Here is a 16,196-nt window from a genome sequence, read left to right as displayed (position 1 = left end):
GCGTGGAAAACCTGACAATAGAAATTCTGGCAGAGAATACGGAATACTCTCTGCAGCCGTTCGATTGTGGCGAAGCATCCCTCAATCTTTTTCTGACTGAACATCTTCGGCGCCAGCATAGCAGTAAGCTTTTGCGGGCATATGTTCTCAGGACAAGTACGCCGGAATGCCGGGTATTAGGCTACTACACACTGTCAGGCAGTTGCTTTGAACGCGCATCGCTGCCGTCAAAAACACAACAGAAGCGAATACCTTATAAGAATATTCCTGGTGTGACGTTGGGTCGCCTGGCGGTGGATCTCTCATTACAGGGAGAAGGATGGGGTTCGGTACTGGTCACGCATGCGATGAAAGTGGTCTGGTCGGCTTCGATGGCCGTTGGGATCCATGGCCTTTTCGTTGAAGCATTAAACGAAAAAGCCCTGGCGTTTTACCTGTCCCTGGGCTTTATTCCGCTGTCAGGTGAAAACAAGCATGCTCTGTTTTACCCGACAAAATCTATTGAGCAACTCTTTGGCTAACGCTTCACCCAGCCATCCACCTGTGTCGTAAACCCCAGCGCCTGCATAAAGGCGGCCATTGTCGCGCTATCTTCTACGCCGACATCCGCCATCCACCAGTCGATAATATCCGCGTTATCCGCGAGCACTTCTTCGAGCAGGTATTGCCCCACGCCGCGGCGGCGGGTGATGTCGCGCACCCGCAGGGAGTCGAGCGCGCCCTGGTTGCCGCGCAGGGTAACGCGTACGGCGCCGAGCAGGCGTTCATTAAAGCGCGCCGCGTAAATCCGGTGCGTCTCGTCCACCTTCAGTGAAGAGGCGCTGTATTCCGGCCAGATTTTAGCCAGATCGATGCGGTCCTGATCGCTAAACGTTTCCAGCCTGATGATCGTCAGTTTCATGTGAAGCTATCCCGAAAAAAAGTTATCCAAAGTGTACTCAATTTCACGTCTTACACGTTTCTCTTTTTGTTCGTGATCTCAGGGGATTCGTTTTCTCCCTTTCTTCACGACAGTGCAATGCGTTATGGATCGAAAATTAAGCAGAATTTTAACCTAATGGGTAGTGATTTATTCGGCTCTTTATGCCCTTATTTTGTGCTAAAAACTGGACTTTTTTTGTTTATCTCCGCTTGAATACAGAATATTATCTTTTCTTAATCGACTGAAAAATAGAGATTTTAGTCTGGTTTTTCGCTAAAAACCTCGCTAAATCATTAAAGAGACTGGTAAAAATAGCGTTGTTCAATAAAAGTACAGAATGGTTTTTAACCAAATAAAAACAATATTTTTACGACAAGACACATCACGAGTGGGGATTTGACATGAAACGCAACGCGAAGAGACTGGTCGCGGGGATGATCGCACTGGCGATGTCGCACACGGCTATGGCGAAAGAGATTAAGGTCGCCGTGATCGGGGCGATGTCCGGCCCGGTCGCGCAGTGGGGCGACATGGAATTCAATGGCGCGCGTCAGGCGATTAAAAACATTAACGCCAACGGCGGCATCAAGGGCGACACGCTGGTGGCCGTGGAGTATGACGACGCCTGCGACCCGAAGCAGGCGGTTGCGGTAGCCAACAAAGTGGTTAACGACAACATCAAATACGTGATCGGCCACCTGTGCTCCTCTTCGACTCAGCCAGCGTCCGACATCTATGAAGACGAAGGTATTCTGATGATTACCCCAGGGGCGACGAACCCTGAGCTGACGCAGCGCGGCTATCAGTACATCATGCGCACCGCAGGCCTCGATTCCTCCCAGGGGCCGACCGCCGCGAAATACATCCTTGAAAATGTGAAGCCGCAGCGGATTGCTATTATTCATGACAAGCAGCAGTACGGCGAAGGCCTGGCGCGTTCCGTGCAGGATGGCCTGAAGAAGGGCGGCACGAACGTCGTATTCTTTGACGGCATCACGGCCGGGGAAAAAGATTTCTCTGCGCTGCTCGCCCGCCTGCAGAAAGAAAATATCGATTTCGTTTACTACGGCGGCTACTACCCGGAAATGGGCCAGATGCTGCGTCAGGCGCGCGCCGTGGGTCTGAAAACCCAGTTTATGGGGCCGGAAGGCGTGGGCAACGCGTCGCTGTCGAACATCGCGGGCAACGCGGCGGAAGGGATGCTGGTCACTATGCCGAAACGCTATGACCAGGATCCGGCCAACAGCGCTATCGTTGCACAGCTGAACGCGCAGAAGAAAGATCCGAGCGGTCCGTACGTGTGGATCACCTATGCGGCGGTACAGTCGCTGGCGACTGCGATGGAGCGTACCGGCAGTCAGGAACCGCTGGCGTTAATTAAAGATCTGAAAGCACACGGCGCGAAAACCGTGATTGGGCCGCTGAACTGGGATGAGAAAGGCGATCTGAAGGGATTTGAGTTTGGTGTCTTCCAGTGGCACGCCGATGGGTCTTCCTCGGTCGCCAAATAACCATTATCCCACCGTCCGGGTTTAGAAAGGTTACCTTATGTCAGAGCAGTTCCTCTATTTTCTGCAGCAGATGTTTAACGGCGTAACGCTGGGAAGCACCTATGCGCTGATCGCCATTGGCTACACCATGGTCTACGGCATTATCGGCATGATTAACTTCGCCCATGGCGAGGTCTATATGATAGGCAGCTATGTTTCGTTCATGATAGTCGCCGCGTTGATGATGATGGGCATTGATACCAGTTGGCTTCTGGTGGCGGCGGGCTTTATTGGCGCCATCGTTATCGCCAGCGCCTATGGCTGGAGCATTGAGCGCGTGGCATATCGACCCGTGCGCAGCTCCAAGCGCCTGATTGCGCTTATCTCCGCCATCGGGATGTCTATCTTCCTACAAAACTACGTCAGCCTGACGGAAGGGTCGCGCGACATCGCATTGCCAAGCCTGTTTAACGGCCAGTGGGTGGTGGGCAGCAGCGATAACTTCTCCGCAAGTATTACCACGATGCAACTGGTGATTTGGGTTGTCACCTTTATCGCCATGCTGGCGCTGACGCTGTTCATTCGCTACTCCCGCATGGGGCGCGCCTGCCGCGCCTGCGCGGAAGATCTGAAAATGGCGAGCCTGCTCGGTATCAACACCGACCGCGTCATCGCACTGACGTTTGTTATCGGCGCGGCCATGGCGGCGGTGGCGGGTGTGCTGCTCGGTCAGTTCTACGGGGTGATTAACCCTTACATCGGCTTTATGGCCGGGATGAAAGCCTTTACCGCGGCGGTTCTCGGCGGTATCGGCAGTATCCCAGGCGCGATGATCGGCGGCCTGGTGCTGGGTATCGCTGAAGCGCTCTCCTCCGCTTACCTGAGTACCGAATACAAAGACGTAGTGGCCTTCGCCCTGCTGATTGTGGTGCTGCTGGTGATGCCGACCGGCATCCTGGGTCGTCCGGAGGTAGAGAAAGTATGAAACCGATGCATTTTGCAATGGCGCTGCTCTCTGCTGGCATGTTCTTCGTACTGGCGGGCGTCTTTATGGGCGTTCAGCTTGAGCTGGATGGCACCAAACTGGTGGTGGCGAAGGCGGCGGATATCCGCTGGCAGTGGATCTTTATCGGCACCGCCGTGGTCTTTTTCTTCCAGTTGCTGCGTCCGCTGTTTCAGAAGGGCCTGAAAAGCGTGTCCGGGCCGAAGTTTATTCTGCCGGCGATCGACGGTTCGACCGTTAAGCAGAAGCTGTTCCTGATTGCCCTGCTGGTGATTGCCGTGGCGTGGCCGTTTATGGTGTCGCGTGGTTCGGTGGATATCGCCACCATGACCATGATCTACATTATTCTGGGTCTTGGTCTGAACGTGGTGGTCGGGCTTTCCGGTCTGCTGGTGCTGGGCTACGGCGGTTTTTACGCCATTGGCGCATACACGTTCGCACTGCTGAACCACTATTACGGTCTCGGCTTCTGGACCTGCCTGCCGCTGGCTGGGCTGGTTTCTGCGGCGGCCGGTTTCCTGCTCGGCTTCCCGGTTCTGCGTCTGCGCGGTGACTATCTGGCGATTGTTACCCTCGGCTTTGGCGAGATAGTTCGCATCCTGCTGCTTAACAATACCGAAGTGACCGGCGGTCCGAACGGCATCAGCCAGATTCCGAAACCGACGCTGTTCGGCCTTGAGTTCAGCCGTACCGCCCGCGAAGGCGGTTGGGATACGTTCAGCAACTTCTTTAACATCAAGTACGATCCGAACGACCGCGTGGTGTTCCTCTACCTGGTGGCGTTGCTGCTGGTAGTGGCGACGCTGTTTGTGATTAACCGCCTGCTGCGCATGCCGCTGGGGCGCGCGTGGGAAGCGCTGCGTGAAGATGAGATTGCCTGCCGTTCGCTGGGCCTGAGCCCGACGCGTATCAAGCTGACTGCCTTTACCATCAGCGCGGCGTTTGCCGGGTTCGCCGGTACGTTGTTTGCGGCGCGCCAGGGCTTCGTCAGCCCGGAATCGTTCACTTTCGCTGAATCGGCGTTCGTGCTGGCGATTGTGGTGCTGGGCGGTATGGGCTCGCAGTTCGCGGTGATCCTCGCGGCGATTTTGCTGGTGGTCTCGCGTGAGCTGATGCGTGATTTGAACGAGTACAGCATGTTAATGCTGGGTGGTTTGATGGTGCTGATGATGATCTGGCGTCCACAAGGCTTGCTGCCGATGACCCGTGTGCAACTGAAGCTTAAAAACGGGCAGACCAAAGGAGAACAGGCATGAGTCAGCCATTATTATCCGTTAGCGGTCTGATGATGCGCTTTGGCGGCCTGCTGGCGGTCAATAACGTGTCGCTGGAGCTGCATCCTCAGGAGATTGTGTCCCTTATCGGGCCAAACGGCGCCGGGAAGACGACGGTCTTTAACTGTCTGACCGGTTTTTATAAGCCGACGGGCGGCACCATTATGCTGCGCGACCAGCATCTGGAAGGGTTGCCGGGGCAAAAAATCGCCCAGATGGGCGTGGTGCGTACCTTCCAGCACGTGCGCCTGTTCCGCGAAATGACGGTGATTGAAAACCTGCTGGTGGCGCAACATCAGCAGCTTAAAACCGGGGTGCTTTCCGGCCTGTTGAAGACGCCATCGTTTCGTAAAGCGCAGAACGATGCGCTTGACCGCGCGGCGGCCTGGCTTGAGCGTATCGGCTTGCTGGGGCACGCCAACCGCCAGGCCGGTAATCTGGCCTATGGCGATCAGCGCCGCCTGGAGATCGCCCGCTGCATGGTGACGCAGCCGGAGATCCTGATGCTCGATGAACCGGCGGCAGGGCTTAACCCGAAAGAAACTAAAGAGCTGGACGAGCTGATCGTCGAGTTGCGTACTCATCACAACACCACCATCCTGCTTATCGAGCATGATATGAAACTGGTGATGGGCATCTCCGACCGTATTTACGTGGTGAACCAGGGGACGCCGCTGGCAAACGGCACGCCGGAGCAGATCCGTAATAACCCGGACGTCATTCGCGCTTACCTGGGTGAGGCATAAGATGGAAAAAATTATGTTGTCTTTTGACAACGTCAGCGCCCACTACGGCAAGATTCAGGCGCTGCACAAGGTCAGTTTACACATCAAGCAGGGCGAAATCGTCACGCTTATCGGCGCCAACGGCGCCGGGAAAACAACGCTGCTCGGCACACTGTGCGGCGATCCGCGCGCCAGCAGTGGGCGTATTGTCTTTGATGACAAAGATATTACCGACTGGCAAACCGCCCGCATCATGCGTGAAGCGGTGGCTATCGTCCCGGAAGGGCGCCGCGTATTTTCCCGTATGACGGTGGAAGAGAACCTGGCGATGGGCGGCTTTTTTACCGACCGCGCCCAGTACCAGCAGCGCATCAAGTGGGTCTACGAGCTGTTCCCGCGTCTGTGGGAGCGGCGTATTCAGCGCGCAGGTACGATGTCCGGCGGCGAACAGCAGATGCTGGCCATCGGCCGCGCGCTGATGAGCCAGCCGAGGCTGCTGCTGCTGGATGAGCCGTCGCTCGGGCTGGCGCCGATCATCATTCAGCAGATTTTCGACACCATTGAGCAACTGCGCAAAGAAGGGATGACCATCTTCCTGGTGGAGCAGAACGCCAACCAGGCGCTGAAGCTTGCCGATCGCGGCTACGTGCTGGAAAACGGTCACGTGGTGCTCGAAGATACCGGCGCGCGGCTTCTGGCGAACGAAGCGGTACGGAGCGCTTATTTGGGCGGCTGAGTCGTCTGTATTGCCCGGTGGCGCTATGCTCGCCGGGCGTTTTTATTTCCGCCACATTACCTTCACCATTCCATCATCCCTCTGCCGTCTGTTTGTCATCATCCTGTAATTAAAAGGTTATTTTTCTGTCATTCGAGCATGTCATGTTACCTCGCGAGCATAAAACGCGTGATTTCGCGCATCCGGCACAACAAGAGAGATAACCGAATGACATCGTTACGACACACCGCTTTGGCAGTGACGCTGGGTCTGGCTTTCGCCAGTCAGGCAATGGCTGCGACGACAATACCGTTCTGGCATTCCATGGAAGGCGAGCTGGGTAAAGAAGTTGACTCCCTGGCGCAACGTTTCAATGAAACCCATCCGGATTACAAAATTGTCCCGGTTTACAAAGGCAATTACGAGCAGAGCCTGGCCGCCGGGATCGCCGCATTCCGCACCGGCAACGCGCCTGCTTTGTTGCAGGTGTATGAAGTCGGTACAGCAACCATGATGGCCTCGAAGGCAGTCAAACCGGTATACGAAGTCTTTGACGACGCGGGCATTAAGTTTGATGAGTCCCAGTTCGTGCCGACGGTTGCCGGGTACTACACCGACTCAAAGACCGGCCATCTGCTGTCTCAGCCGTTCAACAGCTCCACGCCGGTGCTGTACTACAACAAAGACGCTTTCAAAAAAGCGGGCCTCGACCCTGAGCAGCCGCCGAAAACCTGGCAGGATCTGGCCGCTTATACCGCGAAGTTGAAAGCGGCGGGTATGAAGTGCGGCTACGCCAGCGGCTGGCAGGGCTGGATCCAACTGGAAAACTTCAGCGCCTGGCATGGCCTGCCGTTTGCAACCAAAAACAATGGCTTTGACGGGACCGACGCGGTGCTGGAGTTCAACAAGCCGGAGCAGGTGAAGCATATCGCGATGCTCGAAGAGATGAACAAGAAGGGCGATTTCAGCTACTTCGGGCGTAAAGATGAATCCACCGAGAAGTTCTACAACGGCGACTGCGCCATCACCACCGCCTCTTCCGGGTCGCTGGCGGATATTCGTCAGTACGCGAAATTCAACTATGGCGTAGGCATGATGCCTTACGATGCCGATGTGAAGGGCGCGCCGCAGAACGCCATCATCGGCGGGGCCAGCCTGTGGGTGATGCAGGGTAAAGATAAAGACACCTACAAAGGCGTGGCCGAGTTCCTCGACTTCCTGACCAAACCGGAAATCGCGGCCGAATGGCACCAGAAGACCGGTTATCTGCCGATCACCACCGCCGCCTACGACCTGACCCGTAAGCAGGGTTTCTACGATAAGAATCCGGGCGCCGATATCGCGACGCGTCAGATGCTGAACAAGCCGCCGTTGCCGTTCACCAAAGGCCTGCGTCTGGGCAACATGCCGCAGATCCGCACCATTGTGGACGAAGAGCTGGAAAGCGTGTGGACCGGCAAGAAAACCCCGCAGCAGGCGCTGGATGCGGCTGTAGAGCGTGGTAATCAGCTGCTGCGCCGCTTTGAGCAGTCGACCAAATCATAACAGGAAATGCCGGATGGCGGTTTGCGCCGCCATCCGGCACTGCTCAGGAATAACATCTTCATGTCCTCATCCCGTCCGGTGTTCCGATCCCGCTGGCTGCCTTATCTTCTGGTCGCGCCGCAACTGGTCATCACCGTTATTTTCTTTATCTGGCCTGCAGGCGAAGCGCTGTGGTATTCGGTACAAAGCGTTGATCCCTTTGGGCTTTCCAGCCATTTTGTCGGTCTGGATAATTTCGCCTCGCTGTTTCATGACAGCTACTATCTGGACGCCTTCTGGACAACCATCACGTTCAGCAGCCTCGTGACGTTCAGCGGACTTCTGGTGTCGCTATTTTTCGCCGCGCTGGTGGATTATGTCGTGCGCGGCAGACGCATTTACCAGACGCTGATGCTGTTGCCGTATGCCGTTGCCCCTGCGGTGGCCGCCGTGCTGTGGATCTTCCTGTTTAACCCGGGACGCGGTCTTATCACGCACTGGCTGGAAGGAATGGGCTACTACTGGAACCACGCGCAGAACAGCGGCCAGGCGATGTTCCTGGTGGTGTTTGCCTCGGTGTGGAAGCAGATTAGCTATAACTTCCTGTTTTTCTTTGCCGCGCTGCAGTCGATCCCGCGTTCGCTGATGGAGGCCGCCGCGATTGACGGCGCCGGGCCGGTGCGCCGCTTCTTTACGATTTCTCTGCCGCTGATTGCGCCAGTGAGCTTCTTCCTGCTGGTGGTGAACCTGGTGTACGCCTTCTTCGATACCTTCCCGGTGATTGACGCCGCGACGGCGGGCGGCCCGGTGCAGTCCACGACCACGCTTATCTACAAAATCTACCGCGAAGGGTTCGCCGGGCTGGATCTCTCCTCGTCTGCGGCGCAGTCGGTGGTGCTGATGGCGCTGGTGATTCTGTTGACGGTGGTGCAGTTCCGCTACGTGGAAAGTAAGGTGCGCTATCAATGATTGAGAATCGTCGCGGGCTGACCTGGTTTAGCCACACTATGTTGATGCTGGGGATTGCGGTGATCCTGTTCCCGCTGTACGTCGCCTTTGTCGCGGCGACCCTGGATAACAGCGCCGTCTTTGAAACGCCGATGACGCTCATACCGGGCGGACATCTGCTGGAAAACATGAAAACCATCTGGCTGCAGGGCGTGGGGGTGAACAGCGCGCCGTTCGCCCTGATGTTGCTTAATAGCTTCATCATGGCGTTCACCATCACGGTGGGCAAAATCGCTGTGTCGATGCTGTCGGCATTCGCCATCGTCTGGTTCCGTTTTCCGCTACGCAACCTGTTCTTCTGGATGATTTTTATCACCCTGATGCTGCCGGTCGAGGTGCGTATTTTCCCGACGGTGGAGGTGATCGCCAACCTGAAGCTGCTCGACAGCTATACCGGGCTGACGCTACCGCTGATGGCTTCCGCTACGGCAACCTTCCTGTTCCGGCAGTTCTTTATGACCCTGCCGAATGAACTGATGGAAGCGGCGCGTATCGACGGCGCGTCACCCATACGCTTTTTCCGCGATATCGTGCTGCCGCTGTCGAAAACCAACCTCGCAGCGCTGTTTGTTATCACCTTTATCTACGGCTGGAACCAGTATCTGTGGCCGTTGCTTATCGTGACCAATGTTGATTTAGGCACGGCGGTGGCGGGCATCAAAGGCATGATCGCCACTGGTGAAGGCACCACCCGATGGAACCAGGTGATGGCGGCGATGTTGCTCACGCTCATCCCGCCGGTCGTGATTGTTTTAGCCATGCAGCGCGCGTTTGTGCGTGGCCTGGTCGATAGTGAGAAATAAGATGGCAGGTTTGAAATTACAGGCAGTAAGCAAAAGCTGGGACGGCGGTAAAACGCAGGTGATCCAGCCGCTCTCGGTAGACATCGCCGATGGCGAATTCATTGTGATGGTTGGCCCCTCGGGGTGCGGAAAATCAACGCTTTTACGTATGGTGGCGGGGCTTGAGCGCGTCAGCAGCGGTGATATCTGGATTGATAACCAGCGCGTGACCGAGCTTGAGCCGAAAGCGCGCGGTATCGCGATGGTCTTTCAGAACTATGCGCTCTATCCCCATATGAGCGTGGAAGAGAACATGGCGTGGGGCTTAAAAATTCGCGGTATGGGTAAGGCGCATATCGCCGGACGCGTGCAGGACGCGGCGCGTATTCTTGAGCTTGAACACCTGCTTAAGCGCCACCCGCGCGAGCTTTCCGGCGGCCAGCGCCAGCGTGTGGCAATGGGGCGCGCTATTGTCCGCGACCCGGCCGTTTTCCTGTTTGATGAGCCGCTGTCAAACCTCGACGCCAAGCTGCGCGTGCAGATGCGTCTTGAGCTACAGCAATTACACCGTCGCCTGAATACGACCAGCCTGTACGTCACCCACGATCAGGTGGAAGCCATGACCCTCGCCCAGCGGGTGATGGTGATGAACAAAGGCATCGCCGAGCAGATTGGCACGCCAGTAGAGGTGTACGAGAAGCCCGCCACCCGCTTTGTCGCCAGCTTCATCGGCAGCCCGGCGATGAACCTGCTTGACGGCAAAATCAGCGCCTCGGGCAGCCATTTTGAACTCGACGACGGGATGGCGCTGCCGGTGAACGGGCGGTTTTGCGGCTATCGCGGACGCCAGATGACCTTAGGTATCCGCCCGGAACATATTGCGGTAAGCTCGCAGGCAGACGGCGGCGTACCGCTGGTAGTGGATACGCTGGAGATTTTAGGGGCAGATAACCTGGCACACGGCCATTGGGGAACCCAGAAGCTGGTGGTGCGATTACCGCATCAGCATCGCCCACAGGCGGGCAGCACGCTGTGGCTACACCTGGCGGACAAGCATCTGCACCTCTTTGATGGTGAAACAGGACAACGACTATGAGCAACTGGCCCTATCCCCGTATTGTCGCCCATCGCGGCGGTGGGAAGCGCGCGCCGGAAAACACCCTGGCGGCGATCGACGTGGGGTCGCGTTACGGCCACACGATGATTGAATTTGACGCCAAACTGTCGAAGGACGGGCACGTCTTCCTGTTGCATGACGACACGCTCGAGCGCACCAGCAACGGCTGGGGTGTCGCCGGGGATCTGGCGTGGAATGATTTGCGCAACGTTGACGCCGGAAGCTGGTACAGCGGCGAGTTCAAAGGCGAACCGCTACCGCTGCTTTCGCAGGTGGCTGAACGCTGCCATGAGCATGGCATGATGGCCAACATCGAAATTAAACCCACCACCGGCACAGGGCCATTGACCGGCAAACTGGTTGCGCTGGCGGCCCGCGAGCTGTGGCAGGGCATGACGGCGCCGCTGCTGTCATCATTTGACATTGACGCCCTTGAGGCGGCGCAGCAGGCCGTGCCGGAGCTTCCGCGCGGGCTATTGCTGGACGAATGGCGGGATGACTGGCGCGAACTCACTGCACGGCTGGGCTGTGTATCGATTCACCTGAATCACGCGCTGCTCGATGAGGCCCGGGTGCGTCAGTTGAAAGACGCGGGTCTGCATATTCTGGTGTATACCGTGAATGCTCCCCAGCGGGCGGCAGAGCTGCTGCGCTGGGGAGTCGACTGCATCTGCACCGATGCGATTGACGTCATCGGCCCGGATTTCCAGGCCTGATCCTCTATGGCCGCCGCCCGGCGGCCAGTTAATTTTGCGGCAACATGTGCTGCTGGCTGCTGGAGCCGCCGCCGTTGAGCATGCCGCCGTTGCTGTTAGGCAGCATCTGCTGGCCCGGCTGCAGGTCAATCACCCGCTGCTGGTTGCTGTTCAACTGCGACTGCAGACGCTGGTTCTGCAGCTGCGACTGGTTCTGCACCTGCTGGTTCAGCATTCCTTGTTGCTGAATCTGCTGGCTTTGCATCTGATTTTGCATGCGCTGCTGGCTGGGAATGATATACCCCGGCTGATTCGGATTGTTGGTCACGTTCAGCGGCTGCGCGAGCACGGTAAACGGCAGTAACGCCGCAAGCAGTAAAAGTCGTTTCATTTCCCTTTCCCCCCTTGTGAGGTCTTCTTTTAAGTGTACCTGCTTTCACCCAGTACGATGATTTTTTAAGCGTTGTGAACCAGGCTTAAGCGGGAGCATAACCCCTTTCACCTGGAGAATAACAATGATGAAACCAAGATTCTGGCGGTGGGTCGCCATTGCGGCATTACTGGCTGGCGGAACGTTCGGCGTGGCGGCAAATACGCCGCCGCCGGCAGCGTCCCCGGTCTCCTACGGCGTTGAAGAGGACGTCTTTCACCCGGTTCGCGCCGCCCACGGGATGGTCGCTTCCGTCGATGCGATGGCGACTCAGGTCGGCGTTGATATCCTGAAGCAGGGCGGTAATGCGGTGGATGCCGCGGTGGCGGTCGGCTACGCGCTGGCGGTGACCCATCCGCAGGCCGGGAACCTGGGCGGCGGCGGTTTTATGCTGTTACGCACCAAAGACGGGAAAACCACGGCGATCGATTTCCGTGAAATGGCGCCAGCACAGGCGTCTCGCGATATGTTCCTCGACGCTCAGGGCAACCCTGACAGCAAAAAATCACTGACCTCGCATCTGGCTTCCGGGACGCCAGGCACGGTCGCTGGCTTCTCGCTGGCGCTGGAAAAATACGGCACGCTGCCGCTGAACAAGGTGATCCGCCCGGCAATCGATCTCGCCAAAGCGGGTTTTGTCGTGAACGATGCGCTGGCCGATGACCTGAAAATCTACGGCAGTGAGGTTATTCCTCAGCATGACTTCAGCAAAGCCATCTTCTGGAAAAACGGCGAGCCGCTGAAAAAAGGCGACAAGCTGGTGCAGGCGAATCTGGCGAAAAGCCTGGAGCTTATTGCGGAAAACGGGCCTGACGCGTTCTATAAAGGCCCGATTGCTGATGAGATTGTCGCCGAAATGAAGAACAACGGCGGGCTTATCACCAAAGACGATCTGGCAAATTATAAAGCGGTCGAGCGGACGCCCATCAGCGGCCAGTACCGCGGCTATGAGGTCTATTCCATGCCGCCGCCGTCCTCCGGCGGGATTCATATCGTGGAGATCCTGAATATTCTGGAAAACTTCGATATGAAGCAGTACGGCTTCGGCAGCGCGGATGCGATGCAGATCATGGCCGAGGCGGAAAAACATGCTTATGCCGATCGTTCCGAATACCTGGGCGACCCGGATTTCATCAAGGTGCCGTGGCAAGCGCTGACCAACAAAGCGTACGCAAAGTCGATAGCCGCGGAGATCGATCTCAACAAAGCGAAACCCTCAAGCCAGATCCGTCCGGGAAAACTGGCGCCGTATGAAAGTAACCAGACCACCCATTTTTCCGTGGTGGATAAAGACGGCAATGCGGTGGCGGTGACCTATACGCTGAACACCACCTTCGGCACGGGCATTGTGGCGGGCAACAGCGGCATTCTGCTGAACAACGAGATGGACGACTTCTCGGCGAAGCCTGGCGTGCCGAACGTTTACGGCCTTGTTGGCGGCGATGCTAACGCCGTGGGGCCGAAAAAACGTCCGCTGTCGTCGATGTCGCCGACGATTGTGGTCAAGGATGGTAAAACCTGGCTGGTGACCGGTAGCCCTGGCGGCAGCCGTATTATTACCACTGTGCTGCAAATGGTGGTGAACACCATCGATTTCGGGATGAACGTGGCGGAAGCGACCAACGCGCCGCGCTTTCATCACCAGTGGCTGCCGGACGAGCTGCGCGTCGAGAAGGGTTTTAGCCCGGACACGATAAAACTGCTGGAGCAGAAGGGGCAGAAAGTGGCGGTGAAAGAGGCGATGGGGAGCACGCAGAGCATTATGGTCGGGCCGGATGGCGCGCTGTACGGCGCGTCCGATCCGCGCTCGGTGGATGATTTAACAGCAGGGTATTAACGTGGAGCCCCTCACCAGGCCGGTGAGGGGCAGGTTTTACTTCACGCGCGCCATATAGTACGCATCCACATACTCGCCGTTACGCAGGGCAAATTGTTTGCCGGTGCCTTCGATTTCAAAGCCGAACTTGCGGTAGACCGCTACCGCCGGTGCGTTATCGGCAAAGACCGTCAGCTCGATTCTGTTTACCCGCAGCCAGTTGTCACACATGTCGATCATCGTTCGGATCAGCGCGCTGGCGACCCCGCGATTATGCCACTGCGCGTCGACGCAGATGCCAAAATCGGCCACATGGCTGCGTCGTGGGCGCTGGCTAACATCGATAGTGAGATGTCCCACCACGATATCCTCCACGCAGGCTACCAGTTGTTTGATACCCGGGCGGTCGGTCAGGCGTTCTTGCCACATCGACTCGGAGGGATGGGGAACCTGTAGCGTGTTGTGATACACCTCTGGCTGGGCGTGAATCTGACGAATCGCGTCAACGTCTTTCGGTTCAGCATGGCGTATCACTATGTCACTCATTCCTCATCTCCTTTACGGTTAGTTGTCCCTTTTAACATCACCGAGAAGCGAAATGTCGTCAATACACATTTTTTGCAAAAAGGAGTAGACAGGTGCGAATGATAATGATTATTATTACCTCGCATTCAGGGAGACCTTTCCGGAGAACCTGAAAGCACGACATTGCTCACATTGCTTCCAGTATTATTTTAGCCAGCCTCGCGCTGGCTTTTTTTTTCAGTCTGGTTTTGCGCTAAGGTATCCTCAGCTACCTGAAAAAGGACGGAATCATGACCCTGCATTGCGCATTTATCGGGTTCGGTAAAAGCACCACCCGTTATCATCTTCCCTATGTTCTCAACCGCAAGGACCGCTGGCATGTGGCGCATATCTTCCGCCGTCACGCCAAGCCGGAGGAGCAGCATCCGCAGTATTCTCATATCCACTTCACCAGCGACCTGTATGAGGTGCTGGACGATCCTCAGGTCAAACTGGTCATTGTCTGCACCCACGCCGACAGCCACTTTGACTACGCCCGCCGCGCGCTGGAGGCGGGCAAAAACGTGCTGGTTGAGAAACCGTTTACCCCGACGCTCACCGAAGCGAAAGTGCTGTTCGAGCTGGCACAAAGCAAAGGTTTGACGGTGACGCCGTATCAGAACCGCCGCTTTGACTCTTGCTTCCTGACCGCCAAAAAGGCCATTGAGAGCGGTAAGCTTGGCGAGATCGTCGAAATAGAAAGTCACTTCGACTATTACCGCCCGGTGGCGGAAAGCAAACCCGGCCTGCCGCAGGATGGCGCGTTTTACGGCCTTGGCGTGCATACCCTGGATCAAATCATCTCGCTGTTTGGCCGCCCTGATCACGTCACTTATGACATCCGCAGCCTGCGCAACAAGGCGAACCCGGACGACACCTTCGAAGCGCAGCTGTTCTACGGCAACCTGAAGGCCATCGTCAAAACCAGCCATCTGGTGAAAATCGAGTACCCGAAATTTATCGTTCACGGGACGAAAGGCTCGTTTGTGAAATACGGTATCGACCAGCAGGAGACCAGCCTCAAAGCGAACATCATGCCGGGCGAGCCGGAGTTTGCAGCGGACGATTCCGTCGGCGTGCTTGAGTATGTGAATGACGACGGGGTGAGCGTGCGTGAAGCGATGGCGCCGGAGACTGGCGACTATGGCCGGGTCTACGATGCGCTGTACGAGACGCTGGTTAACGGCGCGCCAAATTACGTCAAGGAATCTGAAGTTCTCACCAACCTTGAGATCCTCCAGCGCGGTTTCGATCGGCCGTCTCCGGCCACGATCGACCTGTCAAAGTAACGGCGAAAGCTCCTCTGTTCTTATTCATATTTTTTGAACAGAGGAGTCAATTTTCACCCACTATCATCCAGGGCGGTTCGGGTCCACACTACCTCCATCGAAACGAACACGGGGTGAACATCATGATCTACTTACGCAAAGCAAACGAGCGCGGCCATGCGAACCACGGTTGGCTGGACTCCTGGCATACCTTCTCCTTCGCCAACTACTATGACCCGAACTTTATGGGCTTCTCCGCGCTGCGCGTGATCAACGATGACGTAATCGAGGCAGGCCAGGGCTTCGGTACTCACCCGCACAAGGACATGGAAATTCTGACCTATGTGCTGGAAGGCGCGGTAGAACATCAGGACAGCATGGGCAACAAAGAGCAGGTGCCTGCCGGTGAGTTCCAGATTATGAGCGCCGGTACCGGTATTCGTCACTCTGAGTACAACCCGAGCGACACTGAGCGTCTGCATTTGTACCAGATTTGGATCATGCCGGAAGAAAACGGCATTACGCCGCGCTATGAGCAGCGCCGCTTCGACGCCGCTCAGGGCAAACAGCTGGTGCTCTCGCCGGATGCCCGCGACGGCTCGCTGAAAGTGTACCAGGATATGGCGCTGTACCGCTGGGCGCTGGCGAAAGATGAGCAGTCGGTGCATCAGATTGCCGCTGACCGCCGCGTGTGGATCCAGGTGGTGAAAGGCAGCGTGTCCATCAACGGCACCCAAGCGACCACCAGCGATGGCCTGGCGATTTGGGACGAGCAGGCGATTTCGGTGCATGCCGACAGCGATAGCGAAATTCTGCTGTTTGACCTGCCGCCGGTCTGATTATCCATAAATAAATGCCTAACC

The 16,196-nt window shown here is 56.8% G+C and carries 17 protein-coding genes; 14 read left to right on the top strand and 3 right to left on the bottom strand.

The features are described from left to right. The first annotated feature begins 2 nt into the window (after window positions 1-2). Entirely contained in the window at window positions 3-521 is a 519-nt protein-coding gene (locus JO226_RS23225; RefSeq protein ID WP_296407969.1) for an N-acetyltransferase, read from the top strand. Here the strand turns inward: JO226_RS23225 and panM are convergent. Then, the gene (gene panM, locus JO226_RS23220; RefSeq protein ID WP_296407966.1) at window positions 518-901 is read right to left on the bottom strand and encodes an aspartate 1-decarboxylase autocleavage activator PanM; all 384 of its coding nucleotides are present in this window, start codon (window positions 899-901) and stop codon (window positions 518-520) included. The two genes, JO226_RS23225 and panM, sit on opposite strands and share 4 nt — an antisense overlap. Before the next feature lie 422 nt (window positions 902-1,323). Between panM and livK the strand changes: the two genes are divergently transcribed. From livK to ugpQ, 10 genes are all read left to right on the top strand, one after another. Further along, window positions 1,324-2,433, top strand: a complete 1,110-nt coding sequence (livK, locus tag JO226_RS23215) for a high-affinity branched-chain amino acid ABC transporter substrate-binding protein LivK (RefSeq protein ID WP_296407964.1) — start codon at window positions 1,324-1,326, stop codon at window positions 2,431-2,433. A gap of 37 nt (window positions 2,434-2,470) precedes the next feature. Continuing rightward, a complete protein-coding gene (gene livH / locus JO226_RS23210) occupies window positions 2,471-3,397 on the top strand; it encodes a high-affinity branched-chain amino acid ABC transporter permease LivH (protein WP_296407962.1) in 927 nt (308 codons plus the stop codon). Next, window positions 3,394-4,671, top strand: a complete 1,278-nt coding sequence (locus JO226_RS23205) for a high-affinity branched-chain amino acid ABC transporter permease LivM (protein WP_296407960.1) — start codon at window positions 3,394-3,396, stop codon at window positions 4,669-4,671. Before livH ends, JO226_RS23205 begins: the two co-directional genes overlap by 4 nt. Beyond that, entirely contained in the window at window positions 4,668-5,435 is a 768-nt protein-coding gene (gene livG / locus JO226_RS23200; protein ID WP_296407957.1) for a high-affinity branched-chain amino acid ABC transporter ATP-binding protein LivG, read from the top strand. Before JO226_RS23205 ends, livG begins: the two co-directional genes overlap by 4 nt. 1 nt (window position 5,436) lies before the next feature. After that, the gene (livF, locus tag JO226_RS23195; protein WP_296407955.1) at window positions 5,437-6,150 is read left to right on the top strand and encodes a high-affinity branched-chain amino acid ABC transporter ATP-binding protein LivF; all 714 of its coding nucleotides are present in this window, start codon (window positions 5,437-5,439) and stop codon (window positions 6,148-6,150) included. A 207-nt stretch (window positions 6,151-6,357) separates the two neighbouring features. Next, window positions 6,358-7,674, top strand: coding sequence for a sn-glycerol-3-phosphate ABC transporter substrate-binding protein UgpB (gene ugpB, locus JO226_RS23190; RefSeq protein WP_296407954.1), 1,317 nt, complete (start codon window positions 6,358-6,360; stop codon window positions 7,672-7,674). Between the two features lie 60 nt (window positions 7,675-7,734). Next, complete coding sequence (gene ugpA, locus JO226_RS23185; RefSeq protein ID WP_296407952.1) at window positions 7,735-8,622, top strand: sn-glycerol-3-phosphate ABC transporter permease UgpA; 888 nt, start codon at window positions 7,735-7,737, stop codon at window positions 8,620-8,622. After that, a complete protein-coding gene (ugpE, locus tag JO226_RS23180) occupies window positions 8,619-9,464 on the top strand; it encodes a sn-glycerol-3-phosphate ABC transporter permease UgpE (protein WP_296407950.1) in 846 nt (281 codons plus the stop codon). The genes ugpA and ugpE overlap by 4 nt, the downstream gene beginning before the upstream one ends. A gap of 1 nt (window position 9,465) precedes the next feature. Continuing rightward, window positions 9,466-10,539 carry a sn-glycerol-3-phosphate import ATP-binding protein UgpC gene (locus JO226_RS23175; RefSeq protein ID WP_296407948.1) on the top strand — a complete coding sequence of 358 codons (1,074 nt, stop codon included), beginning with the start codon at window positions 9,466-9,468 and terminating at the stop codon, window positions 10,537-10,539. After that, a complete protein-coding gene (gene ugpQ / locus JO226_RS23170) occupies window positions 10,536-11,276 on the top strand; it encodes a glycerophosphodiester phosphodiesterase (RefSeq protein WP_296407947.1) in 741 nt (246 codons plus the stop codon). Before JO226_RS23175 ends, ugpQ begins: the two co-directional genes overlap by 4 nt. Before the next feature lie 28 nt (window positions 11,277-11,304). Here ugpQ and JO226_RS23165 read toward each other — a convergent pair whose 3' ends face one another. Then, the gene (locus tag JO226_RS23165) at window positions 11,305-11,646 is read right to left on the bottom strand and encodes a DUF2756 family protein (protein ID WP_296407945.1); all 342 of its coding nucleotides are present in this window, start codon (window positions 11,644-11,646) and stop codon (window positions 11,305-11,307) included. Window positions 11,647-11,770: 124 nt separating this feature from the next. Here JO226_RS23165 and ggt point away from each other — a divergent pair, with 124 nt between their 5' ends. Then, window positions 11,771-13,522 carry a gamma-glutamyltransferase gene (ggt, locus tag JO226_RS23160; RefSeq protein ID WP_296407942.1) on the top strand — a complete coding sequence of 584 codons (1,752 nt, stop codon included), beginning with the start codon at window positions 11,771-11,773 and terminating at the stop codon, window positions 13,520-13,522. A 36-nt stretch (window positions 13,523-13,558) separates the two neighbouring features. On the opposite strand, the gene yhhY is transcribed toward ggt, so the two are convergent. After that, entirely contained in the window at window positions 13,559-14,047 is a 489-nt protein-coding gene (gene yhhY, locus JO226_RS23155) for an N-acetyltransferase (RefSeq protein ID WP_296407940.1), read from the bottom strand. 269 nt (window positions 14,048-14,316) lie between these two features. Between yhhY and JO226_RS23150 the strand changes: the two genes are divergently transcribed. Together JO226_RS23150 and JO226_RS23145 are read left to right on the top strand one after the other, a co-directional pair. Next, the gene (locus tag JO226_RS23150; protein ID WP_296407938.1) at window positions 14,317-15,354 is read left to right on the top strand and encodes an oxidoreductase; all 1,038 of its coding nucleotides are present in this window, start codon (window positions 14,317-14,319) and stop codon (window positions 15,352-15,354) included. A 122-nt stretch (window positions 15,355-15,476) separates the two neighbouring features. Beyond that, complete coding sequence (locus JO226_RS23145) at window positions 15,477-16,172, top strand: pirin family protein (protein WP_296407937.1); 696 nt, start codon at window positions 15,477-15,479, stop codon at window positions 16,170-16,172. Window positions 16,173-16,196: the final 24 nt, after the last annotated feature.

The sequence above is a fragment of the Pluralibacter sp. genome (genome assembly GCF_019237635.1).
GTDB lineage: Bacteria > Pseudomonadota > Gammaproteobacteria > Enterobacterales > Enterobacteriaceae > Enterobacter_B.
Note: the sequence above shows the minus strand (reverse complement) of the source record. Positions and strands in the feature narration are given on the sequence as shown.